The organism is Actinoplanes nipponensis, assembly GCF_016862275.1.
Lineage (GTDB): Bacteria > Actinomycetota > Actinomycetes > Mycobacteriales > Micromonosporaceae > Actinoplanes > Actinoplanes nipponensis.
The window spans coordinates 59,135-73,928 of record NZ_BOMQ01000074.1 but is presented as its reverse complement, the minus strand read 5'-3'; the positions used below and the strand labels follow the sequence as shown (position 1 = coordinate 73,928).

15 protein-coding genes are annotated in these 14,794 nt (G+C 73.8%); 10 read left to right on the top strand and 5 right to left on the bottom strand.

What is annotated here, in order from left to right; all coding sequences use genetic code 11:
• Positions 1-17: 17 nt before the first annotated feature.
• Positions 18-1,529, top strand: coding sequence for a fused MFS/spermidine synthase (locus Ani05nite_RS31275; protein WP_203774372.1), 1,512 nt, complete (start codon positions 18-20; stop codon positions 1,527-1,529).
• Between the two features lie 109 nt (positions 1,530-1,638).
• Positions 1,639-3,387 carry a serine/threonine-protein kinase gene (locus Ani05nite_RS31270; protein ID WP_203774370.1) on the top strand — a complete coding sequence of 583 codons (1,749 nt, stop codon included), beginning with the start codon at positions 1,639-1,641 and terminating at the stop codon, positions 3,385-3,387.
• Between the two features lie 13 nt (positions 3,388-3,400).
• Here Ani05nite_RS31270 and Ani05nite_RS31265 read toward each other — a convergent pair whose 3' ends face one another.
• Together Ani05nite_RS31265 and Ani05nite_RS31260 are read right to left on the bottom strand one after the other, a co-directional pair.
• On the bottom strand, positions 3,401-4,075 hold the full coding sequence (locus Ani05nite_RS31265; protein ID WP_203774369.1) for a potassium channel family protein: 675 nt from the start codon (positions 4,073-4,075) through the stop codon (positions 3,401-3,403).
• Complete coding sequence (locus Ani05nite_RS31260) at positions 4,068-5,363, bottom strand: TrkH family potassium uptake protein (protein WP_203774477.1); 1,296 nt, start codon at positions 5,361-5,363, stop codon at positions 4,068-4,070. Before Ani05nite_RS31260 ends, Ani05nite_RS31265 begins: the two co-directional genes overlap by 8 nt.
• A 220-nt stretch (positions 5,364-5,583) precedes the next feature.
• On the opposite strand from Ani05nite_RS31260, the gene Ani05nite_RS31255 reads away from it, so the two are divergent.
• On the top strand, positions 5,584-6,822 hold the full coding sequence (locus Ani05nite_RS31255; protein ID WP_203774368.1) for an MFS transporter: 1,239 nt from the start codon (positions 5,584-5,586) through the stop codon (positions 6,820-6,822).
• Between the two features lie 39 nt (positions 6,823-6,861).
• On the top strand, positions 6,862-7,587 hold the full coding sequence (locus tag Ani05nite_RS31250; RefSeq protein ID WP_203774367.1) for an SDR family NAD(P)-dependent oxidoreductase: 726 nt from the start codon (positions 6,862-6,864) through the stop codon (positions 7,585-7,587).
• A 34-nt stretch (positions 7,588-7,621) separates the two neighbouring features.
• Here Ani05nite_RS31250 and Ani05nite_RS31245 read toward each other — a convergent pair whose 3' ends face one another.
• The gene (locus Ani05nite_RS31245) at positions 7,622-7,957 is read right to left on the bottom strand and encodes a nuclear transport factor 2 family protein (protein WP_203774366.1); all 336 of its coding nucleotides are present in this window, start codon (positions 7,955-7,957) and stop codon (positions 7,622-7,624) included.
• A gap of 77 nt (positions 7,958-8,034) precedes the next feature.
• Positions 8,035-8,436: a hypothetical protein gene (locus Ani05nite_RS31240; RefSeq protein ID WP_203774365.1), complete on the bottom strand. Its 402-nt coding sequence runs from the start codon at positions 8,434-8,436 to the stop codon at positions 8,035-8,037.
• Between the two features lie 225 nt (positions 8,437-8,661).
• On the opposite strand from Ani05nite_RS31240, the gene Ani05nite_RS31235 reads away from it, so the two are divergent.
• From Ani05nite_RS31235 to Ani05nite_RS31220, 4 genes are all read left to right on the top strand, one after another.
• A complete protein-coding gene (locus Ani05nite_RS31235) occupies positions 8,662-10,803 on the top strand; it encodes a RecQ family ATP-dependent DNA helicase (RefSeq protein ID WP_203774476.1) in 2,142 nt (713 codons plus the stop codon).
• A 112-nt stretch (positions 10,804-10,915) separates the two neighbouring features.
• Positions 10,916-11,221 (top strand): metal-sensitive transcriptional regulator, encoded by a 306-nt coding sequence (locus Ani05nite_RS31230; protein ID WP_203774364.1) that lies wholly within the window; start codon positions 10,916-10,918, stop codon positions 11,219-11,221.
• A 103-nt stretch (positions 11,222-11,324) separates the two neighbouring features.
• Positions 11,325-11,537: a heavy-metal-associated domain-containing protein gene (locus Ani05nite_RS31225; RefSeq protein ID WP_203774363.1), complete on the top strand. Its 213-nt coding sequence runs from the start codon at positions 11,325-11,327 to the stop codon at positions 11,535-11,537.
• On the top strand, positions 11,530-12,609 hold the full coding sequence (locus Ani05nite_RS31220) for a DUF8832 domain-containing protein (RefSeq protein ID WP_203774361.1): 1,080 nt from the start codon (positions 11,530-11,532) through the stop codon (positions 12,607-12,609). The genes Ani05nite_RS31225 and Ani05nite_RS31220 overlap by 8 nt, the downstream gene beginning before the upstream one ends.
• Here Ani05nite_RS31220 and Ani05nite_RS31215 read toward each other — a convergent pair.
• The gene (locus Ani05nite_RS31215; RefSeq protein WP_203774359.1) at positions 12,602-13,738 is read right to left on the bottom strand and encodes a class I SAM-dependent methyltransferase; all 1,137 of its coding nucleotides are present in this window, start codon (positions 13,736-13,738) and stop codon (positions 12,602-12,604) included. The two genes, Ani05nite_RS31220 and Ani05nite_RS31215, sit on opposite strands and share 8 nt — an antisense overlap.
• Before the next feature lie 86 nt (positions 13,739-13,824).
• Between Ani05nite_RS31215 and Ani05nite_RS31210 the strand changes: the two genes are divergently transcribed.
• Both Ani05nite_RS31210 and Ani05nite_RS31205 read left to right on the top strand, forming a co-directional pair.
• Positions 13,825-14,469: a biliverdin-producing heme oxygenase gene (locus Ani05nite_RS31210; RefSeq protein ID WP_203774358.1), complete on the top strand. Its 645-nt coding sequence runs from the start codon at positions 13,825-13,827 to the stop codon at positions 14,467-14,469.
• A complete protein-coding gene (locus Ani05nite_RS31205; RefSeq protein ID WP_203774357.1) occupies positions 14,466-14,759 on the top strand; it encodes a DUF2470 domain-containing protein in 294 nt (97 codons plus the stop codon). Before Ani05nite_RS31210 ends, Ani05nite_RS31205 begins: the two co-directional genes overlap by 4 nt.
• Positions 14,760-14,794 lie beyond the last annotated feature (35 nt).

Below are 14,794 nucleotides of genomic sequence, written 5' to 3'. Positions count from 1 at the left end.
CCGGTAGCATCCGCGCGATGGAGACCTCCCCGTCGCGTGCCCTGCCCTCCGGACTGGCCACCGGGCTGGTGTTCTTCGCCAGCGGGGCGGTGCTGGTGCTGGAGATCGTGGCGCTGCGGCTGGTCGGGCCGTACGTCGGGGTGACCTTGCAGGTCAGCAGCTCGGTCATCGGGATCTCCCTGGCCGCCATCGCGTACGGCACCTGGCTGGGCGGCCGGCTCGCCGACAAGTACGACCCGCGGCTGCTGCTGGCCCCGGCGCTGCTGCTGGCCGCCATCGGCACGGCGATCACGCTGCCCCTGGTGCGCTGGGGCGGGGAGATCCTGCGCGGCGGGTCGGCCCCGGCCGTCCTGCTGCTGGCCGCCCTGGCCGTCTTCCTGCCCGCGTTCCTGCTCGCCGCGATCACCCCGCTGACCGTGAAGCTGCAGCTCGGCGATCTGCGCCGGACCGGCCAGGTGGTGGGCCGGCTGTCCAGCTTCGGCACGCTGGGCGCGATCACCGCGACGCTGGGCACCGGCTTCGTCTTCGTGGCCGCGATGCCGAGCAGCTGGATCGTGCTGACCCTGGCCGGGCTGCTGGCCGCGGCCGGCTTCGGCCTGGGCTGGTGGCTGCACCGCCGGGACCCCGGGCTGCGGCTGCCCGGCAAGCCGCGCACCCGGGCGGTCGTGGTGACCATCGGGCTGTTCGGGGCGGGGCTGGGCGCGACCGCGCCGACCCCGTGCGACATCGAGACCGCCTACCACTGCGCGCGGGTGGACGCCGACCCGGACCGGGCCGGCGGGCGCACGCTGATCCTCAACTCGGCGCGGCACTCGTACGTCGACCTGGCCGACCCCACCCACCTGGAGTTCGCGTACGTGCAGTGGATCGGCGCCGTGGTGGACGTCGCCGCGGCCGGGGGCGCGCCGATCGACGCGCTGCACCTGGGCGGGGGCGGCTTCACCGTGCCCAGGTACGTGGCCCGGACCCGGCCGGGCAGCGACCAGGTGGTGCTGGAGCTCGACGGCGGCCTGGTCGACCTCGACCGGCGGCAACTGGGCCTGCGTACCGGCCCGAACCTGCGGGTCCGCGTGGGCGACGCCCGGGTCGGCCTCGCCGCGCAGCGCACCGCCGGGTACGACCTGGTGGTCGGCGACGCGTTCGGGCACCTGGTGGTCCCGTGGCACCTGGCCACCCGCGAGATGGCCGCCGACATCGCCCGCGTGCTGCGCCCCGGCGGCGTGTACGCGCAGAACGTCATCGACTACCCGCCCAACCGTTTCATCCGGGCCGAGCTGGCCACGGTGGCCGACGTCTTCCCGCACGTGGCCCTGGTCGCGCCGCCGGCCGCCCTGGCCGGGGAGACCGGCTCCAACTTCGTCATCCTGGCCTCGGAGTCCCCGCTGGCCCTGGACGAGCTCCGCACACACCTGGACCTGGTGGACGAGCCGGTGCGGCTGCTGTCCGGCGCCGAACTCGCCGGCTTCATCGACGACGCCCGGGTGCTGACCGACGACTACGCGCCCGTGGACCAGCTGCTGGCCGGGTGAACCGCCGGTTCCGGACAAAGCGCGTTGCGCTGGTCAGACCACACCGGCGGCCCCGGATGATTTCCGGGACCCCCGGTGGGCGGGCCGTCCCTCGGGCCACAATCGGCACATGGGTTGGCTGGCGACCGGGGGACAGGGCAGCCTCGTCGGCGACCGGTACCGCCTGATCGAACGGCTCGGCGCCGGCGGCATGTCCGTCGTGTGGCGGGGCCACGATCTGGTGCTGGGCCGGGCCGTCGCGGTGAAGGTGCTGTCGCCGCAGCTCGCCGGGGACACCGCGTTCCGCGACCGGCTGCGGCAGGAGGCGCTGGCCGCCGCCCGGCTGTGCCATCCGCACATCACCGGCATCTTCGACTTCGGCGAGTCCCCGTTGGACCAGCACCGCACCGTGCCGTACGTGGTGATGGAGCTCAACGACGGCGAATCGGTGGCCGCCCGGCTCGGCCGGCGCGGGCCGCTGCCCTGGCGCGAGGCGGTGGCCGTCGCCGCCGAGGTCGCGTCGGCGCTGGCCACCGCGCACGCCCGCGGGGTGGTGCACCGCGACGTCACCCCGGCCAACGTGATGCTCACCGGCACCGGGGCCAAGGTCGTCGACTTCGGCATCTCCGCGCTGATCGGGCAGCGCGACGCGGCGCCGGACGGCAGCCTGCTGGGCACCCCGGCGTATCTGGCCCCGGAGCGGCTCGGCGGTGGAGCGGTCGCCCCCGCCGCCGACGTGTACGCCCTGGGACTGCTGCTCTACCGGGCGCTCACCGGGCGGCTGCCGTGGCCGGCCGGGAACACCACGCAGGCGTTGCGGGCGCACCTGTTCGCCGACCCGGAGCCCGTACCGTCGCTGCCCGGCATGCCCGCCCAGGTGGCCGACCTGTGCCTGCGCTGCCTGGCCAAACAGCCCGAGGACCGGCCGGCCGCGGCGACGGTGGCGGCGGCGCTGGCCGCCCTGGTCGGGCTGCAGCCGATCATCCCGCCGGTCGTCCCCGGTCCGCCGCCGCCCGAGGCCGGAGCCGTTCGACAGGGCCGGCCCGGCCCGCGCCCCTCGCCGCATCCGGTGCCCCGCCCGGCCCGGGCCTCCGGGCTGCGCGTGCGCGCCGGCCTGCGGGCCGCCCGGGCGCTGCGGCTGGGCAGCCCGCAACCGCTCGGCGGCGGCCTGTTCCGGGCCGGGGGCCTGCTGCACGACCTGGTCCCGGCCGGGCGGCTCAGCCAGGCGGTGCTGGCCGGGCGGCACCGGTTGCAGGCCGGGGTGGCCACCCTCGTCCTGGCGGCGTCGCTGGGCCTGGCCTGGTCGTCGACCCGCGAACCGGTCGACGTGGGCACGGCGCAGGCGGCCGCGGCCGGCGCCGGGCCCGGCGCGGTCGCCCCGCACGGCGCCGGGTGCAAGGTCCGGTACCGGGTGCAGCGCGACTCCGGCTCGGACTTCGGCGCCCAGCTCACCGTGATCAACACCGGGGAGCACGTCATCACGGGGTGGTCGCTGGAGTTCGCGTTCGCGGGCGGCCAGCGGCTCACCGACGCGCCCAAGCGGCTGACCCAGCGGGGCCGCAAGCTGATGCTGCGGGCCAAGGACGGCGTGAAGCTGGGCCCGGGCCGGTCGGCCAGCGTGACGTTGAGCGGCAGCTACCGGGTCAGCAACCCGCTGCCGGTGGCGTTCACGCTGAACGGGCGGGTGTGCCAGGCGGAGGTGCTCGGCGCGGTGGGCGAGGCGGCGGCGGAGATCGCGGGCGGGTCACCGGCCTCGGACGTCCGCAAGAAGCAGCTGCCACGCCGGAAGGACAAGGCGCCCGCCCCAGCCCCCACGCCGCCCCCGGCCAGACCCGGCAAGCCGCCGGAGAAGAAGTCGGGCTTCTCCGTCACCGTCTGAGCCCGTCCCACCCTCAGGTCGCGGCGGCGAACTGCTCCACCTTGGTGGTGTCGCCGGCCACGATCAAAAGGCAGCCCTGCGGCACCACCGTCTCGGGGCGGGCGTACGTGAAGTCCTCGCCGGGCAGCTTGGTGCCGACCACCGTGACGCCCCACTTGCTGCGCAGGCCGATGTCGGCCAGCGTGCGGCCGACCGCCTCCCGGGGCGCCCGGACCTTCGCGATGGCGAAGCCGTCGTCGAACTCGATGAAATCCAGCATCCGGCCGGTGAGCAGGTGGGCGACCCGCTCGCCCATCTCCGCCTCCGGGTAGACCACGTGCCGGGCGCCCACCGCGGAGAGGATCTTGCCGTGCTTGACGTTGATCGCCTTGGCCCAGATCTCCGGCACGCCGACCTCGACGAGCGTCAACACGGTCAGCACGCTGGCCTCCAGATGCGTGCCGATGCCGACGACCGCGCGGGAGAAATCCGGCACGCCGAGCTGGCGCAGCGTGTCGGTGTCGGTGGCGTCCGCCTCGACGACGTGGGTGAGCCGGTCGGACCAGTCCTGGACGATGCGTGGGTCGGTGTCGATGCCGAGCACCTCGTGGCCGAGGTTGACCAGCGAGGCGGCGACCTGCCCGCCGAAGCGGCCCAGCCCCACGACGACGACGTTGTCCGGGCTCGCGGTGGAATTCTTGTCAGCCAACGAGGGGTCGCTCCTCCGGGTAGCGGTAGTTGCGGCGGCGGGTGTTCAACGCGATCGCCGTGCCCACGGCGATCGTGCCGACCCGGCCGACGAACATCAGGATGACGAGCACCACCTGGGCCGACGGCGGCAGGGTGGCGGTGATGCCGGTGCTGAGCCCGACCGTGGCGAAGGCCGACGTCACCTCGAACAGCGCCCGGTCGAACGGCACGTCCTCGGTGAGCGCGATCAGCGCCAACGTGCCGGCGGAGACCAGCGCCACGCCGAGCAGCGCGACGGTGACCGCCTGCCGTTGCGTCTCGTCGGCGATCCGGCGCTTGCTGATCACCACGTCCGGCTCACCCCGGATCTCGGCCCAGATCACGTAGGCCAGCAGCAGGAATGTGGTGATCTTGATGCCGCCGGCGGTGCTGGCGCTGCCCCCGCCGATGAACATCATCCCGTTCGTGACGGCGACCGTCTCGGTGTTCATCCGGCCCAGGTCGATGCTGTTGAAGCCGCCGGACCGGGTCATGACGTCCTGGGTGAAGGCGGCCAGCACCTTGCTCGGGGTGCTGAGCGGCCCGAGGGTCCCGGGATTGCTCCACTCGAACACCAGGAAGGCCAGGAAGCCGACCCCGCTGAGCAACACCGTGCCCCACACGGTCAGCCGGGTGTGGGTGGACCAGAACCCGGGGGTACGCCACTCGCGGGCCAGCTCGAACAGCACCGGGAAGCCCACCGAGCCGGTCAGCACGCCGAGCGACAGCGGCACGCAGATCCACCAGTCGCCCACGAACCGCACCAGGCTGTCGGGGTAGAGCGCGAAGCCGGCGTTGTTGAAGGCCTGCACGGCGTGGAAGACGGCCTCCCACACGGCCCGCCCGAACGGATAGTCGTACGCCAGCCAGAACCGCAGGGCGAGCACGACGCTGATGACCGCCTCCGAGGCGAACATGACGATCGCCACCCGGACGAGCACACCCCCGATGTTCCCGCTGAGCAGTCCCGCGCTCTCGGCCTGGACCAGCAGCCGGCTGCGCAACCCGAGCCGCCGCGACACCAGCAGGCCGAGCAGCGTGGCCAGCGTCATGATGCCGAAGCCGCCGATCTGCGACAGCACGGTCAGCAGCACCTCGCCGAACCCGGACCAGTAGGTCGGCGTGTCCACCACGGAGAGCCCGGTGACACAGACGGCGCTGGTGGCGGTGAACAGCGCGACCACGAACGGCGCGTGCCCCGGCTCGGCCCGGGCGGCGGGCAGCATCATCAGCGCGGTGCCCACGGCGATGGCCCCGAGGAACGCGATCGGCACCAGGCGCGCGGGATACCGCCACGGCGAACCACCCCGCACCCGTACCTCCCCGTTTCGATCTAGAGTGCATCATCAGCCGGCAGAAAGGGTGCGTGATGCAACTCGACATGGCAACGGTCTTCGCCCCGACGCGAGGACGCGCCGCTTAGTCTCCCGCGGCCCGTAGCTCCTCGCCCGGGGCGGTCGTCGACCGTCACCCACGTCTCGAGGAGCAATGTTGCGTGTCCTTTTCCCGCGCGCCCTTTTCGGCGCCGACTTCGCCCGGCTGTGGACGGCCGCGGCGGTCGCCAACCTCGGCGACGGCATCACGATGGCGGCCGGCCCGCTGCTGGTCGCCTCAATCACCACGGACCCGGCCGCGGTGGCCGGCGCCGTCTTCGCCCAGCAGCTGCCCTGGCTGCTGTTCGCCCTGCTCAGCGGGGCCTGGGCGGACCGCCTGGACCGTCGCCGCCTGGTGGTCACGGTCAACCTGGTCCGGGCCGCGGCGCTGGCCGCCCTGGTGGCAGCGGTGGCCGGAGACGCCGTCACCGTGCCACTGATCTACGCCGTCTTCTTCGTGCTGGGCACGGGCGAGACGCTGGCGGACACGGCGGCGTCGGCCTTCGTCCCGGCGCTGGTGCCCGCGGACCAGCTGCCGACGGCCAACGCCTGGCTGGGCGCCACGTTCACGGTGCTCAACCAGTTCGCGGCCAAACCGCTGGGCGCCTGGCTGTTCGTGGTGGCCGCGGCGGCGCCGTTCGGGGTGAACGCGCTGTCGTTCGCCGCCTCGGCCGCGCTGGTCGCCGGCATCGGCAGCCTCCCGGCGACCCGGCCCCGCCCCCGGACGTCGCTGCGGGCGGACATCGCGGAGGGCCTCCGCTGGCTGTGGCAGCACCGCCTGCTGCGCGCCCTGGCGGTGACGATGGCGTTCGGCAACGTGGTCTTCTGCGCGGCCTTCGCCATCTTCGTGCTGTACGCCTTCGAGCGGCTGGGCCTCGGCCAGCTGGGTTACGGCGTGCTGCTGACGGCGTTCGCGGTCGGCGGCCTGGCCGGAACGGTGGCGGCTCCGCCCCTGCTCCGCACGGTGAGCGCGACCGTGCTGTTGCGTACCGGGCTCGTGGTGGAGGCGGCGCTGCACGCGACCCTGGCGCTGACCCGGACGCCGTGGGTGGCGGCGGCGATGATCGTGGTGTTCAGCGTCCACGCCGCGGTCTGGGGCACCGTGGTGACCACCCTGCGCCAGCGTTCGGTGCCCGGGCCCATCTACGGCCGGGTGAGCAGCGTGTACTCCCTGTTGGAGCTGGGCGGGGCGGCGCTGGGCTCGCTGCTGGGCGGATTGCTGGCCCGGGCCTACGGGATCACCGCGACGTTCTGGACGGCGGCCGCTGCGATGGCGGTGATCCTGCTGCTCGCCTGGCGTCCCCTCGCGACGGCAACGCCGGTCTTCCGCCGGCCGGCCGGCGGCGACGGCTGATCCGCCACCACCGCGGGCAGTTCCTCTAGAGTCGGGATCATGGCGAGGCTTGCGGTGGTCAGTGGGGGCGGCACGGGTATCGGACGGGCGACGGCCGGAATGCTGGCGGGTGAGGGCTACGACGTCATCATCGCCGGCCGGCGCCCCGACGTGCTGGCCGACGCGGTGAAGTGGATCGGCCCGCAGGCGACGGCCGTCACCGCCGACCTGGCCGTTCCCGGCCAGGCCGCCGCGGTGGCCGACGCCGTCGCCGGACGCCCGGTGGACGTGCTGGTCAACAATGCGGGCGCCTTCGTGGCCGGCGACGACTCCACCCCGGAGGGGCTGGCGGCGCACTGGCGGGCGAATCTGGACTCGAACGTCCTGACCGCCGTCCTAATGACCACCGCCCTGCTGCCGCTGCTGCGCCGCCCGGGCGGCCGGATCATCCTGACCAGCTCGATCGCGGCCCAGCGGGGCGGCGGCGGCCCGTACTCGGCGGCGAAGGCGGCCCTGCACGGCTACGCGCTGGACCTGGCCACCCGGCTCGGCGCCGAGGGAATCACGGCGAACGTGATCGCCCCCGGTTACGTGACGGACAGCGAGTTCTTCGCGGGCCGGATGACCGAGGAAGGTCACGCCCAGCGGGTGGCGGCGACGTTGGTCAAGCGGGCCGGCGTGCCGGACGACATCGCGGAGGCCGTGCGCTGGCTGGCCGGCCCCGGCGGCAGCTTCGTCACCGGCCAGATCATCAACGTGAACGGCGGCACGGTGCTGGGCCGCTGAGCCGCTGCCTCGGGCCCGCTGCGCCGGTCAGCGCTCAGGCGATCTTGCTGAGCACGTCCTTGGCGACGATCAACCCGTTCCGGACGGTGTAGACGTCGACACCCCGCAGGGTGGTCCCGTCGGCCGCGGCCGGGTACGAGAAGTAGCCGAAACCCCGGTCACCCACCACCGCGACCGGCGCGACAGTGAGGTCGGGATCGCCGCCGAGCTGCTCCGCGAAGACGGCGGAGACCGCCTCCCGGCCCCGGACGACGCTGCCGTCGGACCCGCAGTAGGTGACATCGGGGTCGAGGCAGTAGACGACACCTTCGAGGTCCCGGCTCAGCCAGGCAGCCAGAAACCGGTCGAGGACCGCCGCGCTGTTCGACATGGCCGCGACCGTAATGCTCCGTCGCCGGCCGTGGCGACCGCTTTACGGCCTTCCGGTCTCGCCGTCCGCTGTGATCCTCAGGTCGAGGCCCCGCCCGCGAAGCGGCCCTCGCCCGGCCTGTTCGGGCGGAAGCGCATCGCCGACCAGCGGTCGTCGATCGCGACCTGCCCGTTCGGGCGCATGTCGAAGTCCGCCACGATCGGCCAGAGCGTGTCGCGGTTGATGTCCGCCTTGTTGGCCTTCGGATAGGCGATCCACAGCACCGCGGGCTTGGCCAGATCGTCGGCGTGCTCCTCGAGCAGCTTGCGCGCACCGGCGGCATCGTCGACGAACAGCACCGCCGTGCTGGCCGTCGCCAATGCCTCGCTCTCGCGCACCCCCGTGGGCATGGGGGTGAGCAAGGGCAGGTACGCCGGCTGGGAAACCCAGACGGTGGTGTGCGGCTTGATCAGCAGCTTCTCGGCGAGCGTCTTCGTCATGCCGCCCACGCTGCCACCGACAAATTTAGTTGTCAAGGAACGAACCATCGCGCCCCCGCTGCCGGGCTCGCCTGCGGTCCAGGGTGCCAGCGCCGCCCGGCCCGGCGCGCGGGCAATCGCCGGCCTGTGGACAACGGCCGCGACCGGCTGAGCCTGTGGATAACCCCGGCCCTGTCGGTGCCGGCTGGTAGACATGCTGGCGTGGTGGACATGACGCGGTCAGCAGTGGGCGAAGCCGAGCGGATGGCGGTGCGTGAATGCGCCGAGGAGGTGTTGCGCCGACTTGCCGGCGAGCATGCGGTGCTCCGTGAGGATCAGTGGCGGGCCATCGAGGCCCTCGTGGTCGATCGCCGGCGGGTGCTCTGCGTGCAGCGCACCGGGTGGGGCAAGTCGGCGGTCTACTTCGTGGCCACGGCGCTGCTGCGGGACGGCATCACCGCCGAGCCCGGTGATCCGCCCGCCGGGCCGACGGTCATCGTCTCGCCGCTGCTCGCCCTGATGCGCAACCAGGTGGAGGCCGCGGCCCGGGCCGGCATCCGGGCCCGCACGATCAACTCGGCCAACCTCGACGAGTGGAGCGAGATCACCGCCGAGATCCGGGCCGGCGAGGTCGACGTCCTGCTGATCAGCCCCGAGCGGCTGAACAATCCCGACTTCCGCGACAACGTCCTGCCCGGCCTGGCCGCCAGCACCGGCCTGCTGGTGGTCGACGAGGCGCACTGCGTCTCCGACTGGGGCCACGACTTCCGCCCCGACTACCGGCGGCTGCGCACGTTCCTGGCCGGTCTGCCGGCCCGCACGCCGGTGCTCGCGACCACCGCCACGGCCAACTCGCGGGTGACCGCCGATGTCGCGGAGCAGCTTGGCGACGCGCTGGTGCTGCGCGGCTCGCTGGAGCGCGACTCGCTGCGGCTGGCCGTGCTCGACCTGCCCAATCCCGCGCACCGGCTGGCGTGGCTCGCCGATCACCTCGATCGGCTGCCCGGTTCCGGCATCGTCTACACGCTGACCGTCGCCGCGGCCACGGAGACCGCCGAGTTCCTGCGGTCGCGCGGGTTCGCGGTCGCGTCGTACACGGGGCAGGTCGAGGATTCCGCCCGCCGCGCCGCCGAGCAGGACCTGCTGGACAACAAGATCAAGGCGCTGGTGGCCACGTCGGCGCTGGGCATGGGCTTCGACAAACCGGACCTGGGCTTCGTCGTCCACCTCGGCGCCCCGCCCTCCCCGATCGCCTACTACCAGCAGGTCGGCCGGGCCGGCCGAGCGGTCGAGCACGCCGAGGTCATCCTGCTGCCGGGGCCCGAGGACGTCGCGATCTGGCGCTATTTCGCATCCCTGGCGTTCCCGCCGGAGGGGCAGGTCCGCACGGTGCTGGAGGCGCTGTCGCCGGAGCGGCCACTGTCGACGCCGGCGTTGGAGCCGATCGTCGACCTGCGTCGCACCCGCCTGGAGCTGATGCTCAAGGTCCTCGACGTGGACGGCGCGGTTCGCCGCACCCGCGGCGGCTGGCTCGCCACCGGCGAGCCGTGGACCTACGACACCGCGCGGCTGCGCCGGGTCGCCGAGGCCAGGACCGCCGAGCAGCAGACCATGATCGAGTACGCCGGGACGGCGGCGTGCCGGATGGAGTTCCTGCGCCGCTGCCTCGACGATCCCGAAGCCACCCGGTGCGGCCGCTGCGACAACTGCGCCGACCCGCTGTTCGACGCGGAGGTGTCGACGGGGGCGCTGGCCGCGGCGCAGACCTTCCTCGGCCACGCCGGCGTGGAGATCTCGCCGAAGAAGCTCTGGCCCACCGGCCTGGCCACGGTCGGCGTCCCGCTGAAGGGCAAGATCGGCCCGGGCGAGCAGATCCTGCCGGGTCGCGCCGTGGGGCGGCTGTCCGACCTCGGCTGGGGCGACAGGTTGCGGGCGCTCGTGGGTCCGGACGCGGCGGACGGCCCGGTAACCGACGAGATGATGGGCGCCGTCGTCGAGGTACTGAAGGGTTGGGCACACGGCGACGACGCCTGGGCCCAGCGCCCGGCGGCGGTGGTCTCGGTGGGGTCGCACCGCCGGCCCGAGCTGGTCGACAGCCTCGCCGAGCGGATCGCGGCCGTGGGCCGGCTCCCGCTGCTGGGGACGCTGACCTCCACGCACGCGGGCGACGACGGCCCGCGGGGGAACAGCGCGCAGCGGGTTCTCGCCCTGCACGACGCGTTCACGGTTCCGCCGGAGGTGGCGCGGTCCCTGCCGGACCTCGACGGGCCGGTTCTGCTGGTGGACGACATGTCGGACTCGGGCTGGACCATGGTCCTGGCGGGCCGGGCGCTCCGGCTCGCCGGCGCCCCGGCCGTGCTGCCCCTGGCCCTGGCCGTGGCGGGCTGACCGGAGGGAGGGGAGTGACGCGACTTTCGGGGCCGTACGGCGAGACGAAGCGCACAGGAAACGCGCCGCCGCGGCGCGGATCGATATACGGGTGGGGGGTATGGTGGGTGCCATGACGACCGACCACGACGACCATCCCGGACCGCACGGTTACTCGGGCGACAAGGCGGCCCTGCTCGGGCGGCTGCGTCGCATCGAGGGCCAGATCCGCGGCCTGCAGCGGATGGTCGATGAGGACACGTACTGCATCGATGTCCTCACCCAGATCTCCGCGGCGAAGAGCGCCCTGCATGCCGTCGCCGTCGGTCTGCTCGAGGACCATCTCGCCCACTGCGTCGTCGACGCGGCCCGGGCCGGCGACCCGAGCGCCAAGGTCAAAGAGGCGTCGGACGCCATCGCCCGGCTCGTTCGCTCCTGACCGAGCCGCCGTCGGCGCCCGCGCGAGAGCAGGACAAGCGCGGGCGGGACGACAAACCAAAGAGTCGCCGGGCCCCGCCGGCTCGCCCGAGGAAGGGAAGACCATGTCCGTCACCAGCACCTACACCGTGACCGGGATGACCTGCGCGCACTGCGTCCAGGCCGTGACCAGTGAGATCTCCGAGCTCCCCGGCGTCGACGCCGTCGAGGTCGACCTCGCCTCCGGCGCCGTCACCGTCACCAGCGCGGCGCCGCTGGCCACCGAGGCCGTCCGGGGCGCCATTGACGAGGCCGGGTACGAGCTCGCCGATGCCTGACACCCTCGAGCAGGCGCCGCCCGAGGCCGCGTCCGACCGGGCCGGCTTCCGGCTGGCCGCGTTCGCCGCCGTCGTCGTGGTGGTCCTGTTCGCCGGCTACGGCATCGGGCGCCTCAACAACTCGGTCGAGCAGGCCCGCTCGGCGCCGGCCGCGGCGAACGGCGGGCACGACATGGAAGGCGCGGCGGGCGCCGGCACGTCACACGACGACTCCGGCGCACCGCACGGTGCCGCGCTCCCGGGCGACACCGGCGCTGCGCAGCCCGGAGCCGCACAGCCGGGCGTCGCGCCGCACGACGACTCCGGCGCCGCGCCGCACGTGCACAACGCGGACGGCACCGTCACCCAGGTCGCCGGTGCGGCCGGCGGCGGCGTCGGTGGCCTGGCGGTCACCACGGCCGGGCTGACCCTCGTGCCCGGGACCGGCGTGCTCAAGGCCGGCCCGGCTCAGCCGTACCGCTTCCGGATCACCGGGGCCGGTGGCGCGCCGATCACCACCTACGCCGTCGTGCACGACAAGCCGCTGCACCTCGTGGTCGTCCGGCGCGACCTGACCGGCTACCAGCACCTGCACCCCACGATGGCGCCCGACGGCACCTGGAGCGTCGACCTCGCCCTGGCCGCGCCGGGCAGCTACCGCGCGATCGCCGACTTCACCGCCGTCGTCGGCGGTCAGCAGACGCCGGCGACGCTCGGGGTCGACCTCACGGTGGCCGGGGACTACCGGCCGGTCGCGCTCCCCGCCCCGCTCAGCCGGGCGAGCGTGGACGGCTTCGTCGTCTCGTACGCCGGCACACCGCGGACCGGCGCCACCCAGCCGCTGCTGCTGACGGTGACCGGCCCGGACGGCCGGCCCGCCGCGCTGGAGCCGTACCTGGGTGCGTTCGGGCATCTGGTGGTGCTGCGCGAGGGGGACGTGGGCTACGTGCACGTGCACCCCGAGCCGCGACCGGTCGACGGGGCCGTCAAGTTCTGGCTGGCCGCGCCCGGACCGGGCCGCTACCGGATGTTCTTCGACTTCCAGGTGGCGGGCAAGGTGCGCACCGCCGCCTTCACGGCGACCGTCAGCTGAGCAGCTTCTCCAGCGCCGGCGTCACGCCCCACTGGGCGGTCAGCGCGTCGTACTCGGCGCGCTGGCCCTCGGCCGGGGCGGCGCCGGTGCGGCGGGCGCGCAGCAGCAGGTTGCGGGGCGTGTGCGCCGAGTCGACGAACTCGACGACCTCGACCCGGTAGCCGTGCAGGCGCAGCAGGGCCGAGCGCAGCGAGTCGGTGAGGACGTCGGCGAAGCGTTCCCGCAGGATCGCGTGCCGGGTCAGCTCCCCGTACGGCGCGGGGGCGGGGTTGCCCTTGAGCTGGGCCGCGATGTCGTGGTGGCAGCACGGCGCCGCCAGCACCCACTTCGCGTCCCAGCGCACCGCCCGGGCCAGCGCCTGATCCGTGGCGGTGTCGCAGGCGTGCAGGGCCAGGACCAGGTCCGGGGCCTCCGTGACGACGGCATCCTCGATCGTGCCGGCTACGAAGGTCACCGCGTCGGCGCAGCCCAGCTGCTCGGCGACGGCGCTGTTGCGGACCCGCTGGTCCTCGCGGACGTCGACCCCCACGACCCGGACCCGGACGCCGCGATCGGCCAGGAACCGGTAGGCGGCGAAGGTCAGGTAAGCGTTTCCGCAGCCCAGGTCGACCACGCGCAGGTCGGCGGGCAGCTCGTCCGGCAGGGTCGCGGCCAGGGCCCGCAGGAAGGCGTCGACCTGCCGGCGCTTCGCGGCCGTGCCGCCGACCACGGTGAACAGCGGGTCGCCCGGGTCGAGCAGCCACTGCTTCGCCCGGTCGTGGCCCTTGGCCACGGTGGGCGCGGTCGCCCCGGCCCGGTGCACCTGGGCGTCGCCCTTCTTCGTCACCCGGACCTGCACGGTCGCCGCTGCCGTCTCGACGTGCCAGTTGCCGAACGGCTCCGCGAGCAGGGCGTCGACCGCCGCGGCAGCCTCCGGGCCGGGCTCGACGTTACGGGTGTACGGCCGGGAGCCGTCGTCGGTGACGATCTGCAACCGGTTGCCGCCCTTGAGGGCCACCGGCCGCAGCTCGGCGCGGGCGACCGAGGGGGTGAGGCCGCGGCGCCTGCCGGCCGCGACCGCCCGGGTCAGCGCGGGGTCGAGCAGCAGGTCGCGTACCTCGGCGAGGACGGCATCCAGGGATTGGGGCATCCCACCATTCTGCCCCGCGGGATTTTGCCGGTCTTCGGAGCCTTTGCCTTTGTTAGGCTCGCCTAACGATCACGGAGGTGCAAGCGATGACCCTGGCCGACCCCTCCACCGGGAGGCTGTCCGTCCGGCTGCGCGAGGGCACGCGGCTGGACCACGACGCGGCCCAGGGCAGCGGGTTCCTCGACGCGCTGGTCGCCGGCAAGCTGCCCCGGGAGGCGTACGCGGACCTGGCGGCGCAGCACTGGTTCATCTACGAGACGTTGGAGCAGGCCGCCGCGGTGATGGCCGGCGACCCGGTCGCGGGGGCCTTCGTCCTTCCCGAGCTGACCCGCCTCCCGGCCCTGCGCGACGACCTGGCCACGCTGCTCGGCGCCCGGCCCCGGCTCGGCGCGCTGCCGGCGACCAGGGAATACCGGGCCCGGCTGCGCGCGGTGGCGTTCGAGCACCCGTGGGCCTTCATCGCCCACCACTACACCCGCTACCTGGGCGACCTGTCCGGCGGGCAGTACCTGGGCCCGGCGATCGCCGAGGCGTACGGGCTGACCGGCGCGGGCCACCGGTTCTTCGTGTTCGAGGGCGTCTCGCCGCCGGCCTTCCGCGCCCGGTACCGGGAATTGCTCGACGGCCTCGCCTTCTCCCCCGCGGACGAGCAGAATTTCCTCGCCGAGGTGGGGGAGGCCTACCGGCTCAACATCGCTGTGCTGCGCGAGCTGAAGGAGCGTTGGGCATGACATTCACCCCGGAGGTGGTGGCGCAGATCGCCCGCCACATGAACGACGACCATGCCGAGGACAACGTGCTGATCGTGCGCGGGCTGGGCGGCATCTCGACGGCCAGCGCGGCCCGCATGTCGGGGCTGGACTCCGACGGGATGGACTTCGAGGCCACGGTGAACGGGATCGCGGTGCCGGTGCGGATCCCGTTCAGCGAGCGGCTCACCGAACGCCGCCAGGTCCGGGGCGAGACGGTCCGGATGTATCAGCAGGCCTGCGCCGCCCTGGGGGTCGCCCCGGCCCACTGACGCGAATGGGTGCCCGGCCGGCCGGGCACCCATTC

Coding starts and splice junctions, on each gene's coding strand:
- Ani05nite_RS31275 (WP_203774372.1), top strand. CDS start 18: ATGGAGACCTCCCCGTCGCGTGCCCTGCCCTCCGGACTGGCCACCGGG.
- Ani05nite_RS31270 (WP_203774370.1), top strand. CDS start 1,639: ATGGGTTGGCTGGCGACCGGGGGACAGGGCAGCCTCGTCGGCGACCGG.
- Ani05nite_RS31255 (WP_203774368.1), top strand. CDS start 5,584: ATGTTGCGTGTCCTTTTCCCGCGCGCCCTTTTCGGCGCCGACTTCGCC.
- Ani05nite_RS31250 (WP_203774367.1), top strand. CDS start 6,862: ATGGCGAGGCTTGCGGTGGTCAGTGGGGGCGGCACGGGTATCGGACGG.
- Ani05nite_RS31245 (WP_203774366.1), bottom strand. CDS start 7,957: ATGTCGAACAGCGCGGCGGTCCTCGACCGGTTTCTGGCTGCCTGGCTG.
- Ani05nite_RS31240 (WP_203774365.1), bottom strand. CDS start 8,436: ATGACGAAGACGCTCGCCGAGAAGCTGCTGATCAAGCCGCACACCACC.
- Ani05nite_RS31230 (WP_203774364.1), top strand. CDS start 10,916: ATGACGACCGACCACGACGACCATCCCGGACCGCACGGTTACTCGGGC.
- Ani05nite_RS31225 (WP_203774363.1), top strand. CDS start 11,325: ATGTCCGTCACCAGCACCTACACCGTGACCGGGATGACCTGCGCGCAC.
- Ani05nite_RS31220 (WP_203774361.1), top strand. CDS start 11,530: ATGCCTGACACCCTCGAGCAGGCGCCGCCCGAGGCCGCGTCCGACCGG.
- Ani05nite_RS31215 (WP_203774359.1), bottom strand. CDS start 13,738: ATGCCCCAATCCCTGGATGCCGTCCTCGCCGAGGTACGCGACCTGCTG.
- Ani05nite_RS31210 (WP_203774358.1), top strand. CDS start 13,825: ATGACCCTGGCCGACCCCTCCACCGGGAGGCTGTCCGTCCGGCTGCGC.
- Ani05nite_RS31205 (WP_203774357.1), top strand. CDS start 14,466: ATGACATTCACCCCGGAGGTGGTGGCGCAGATCGCCCGCCACATGAAC.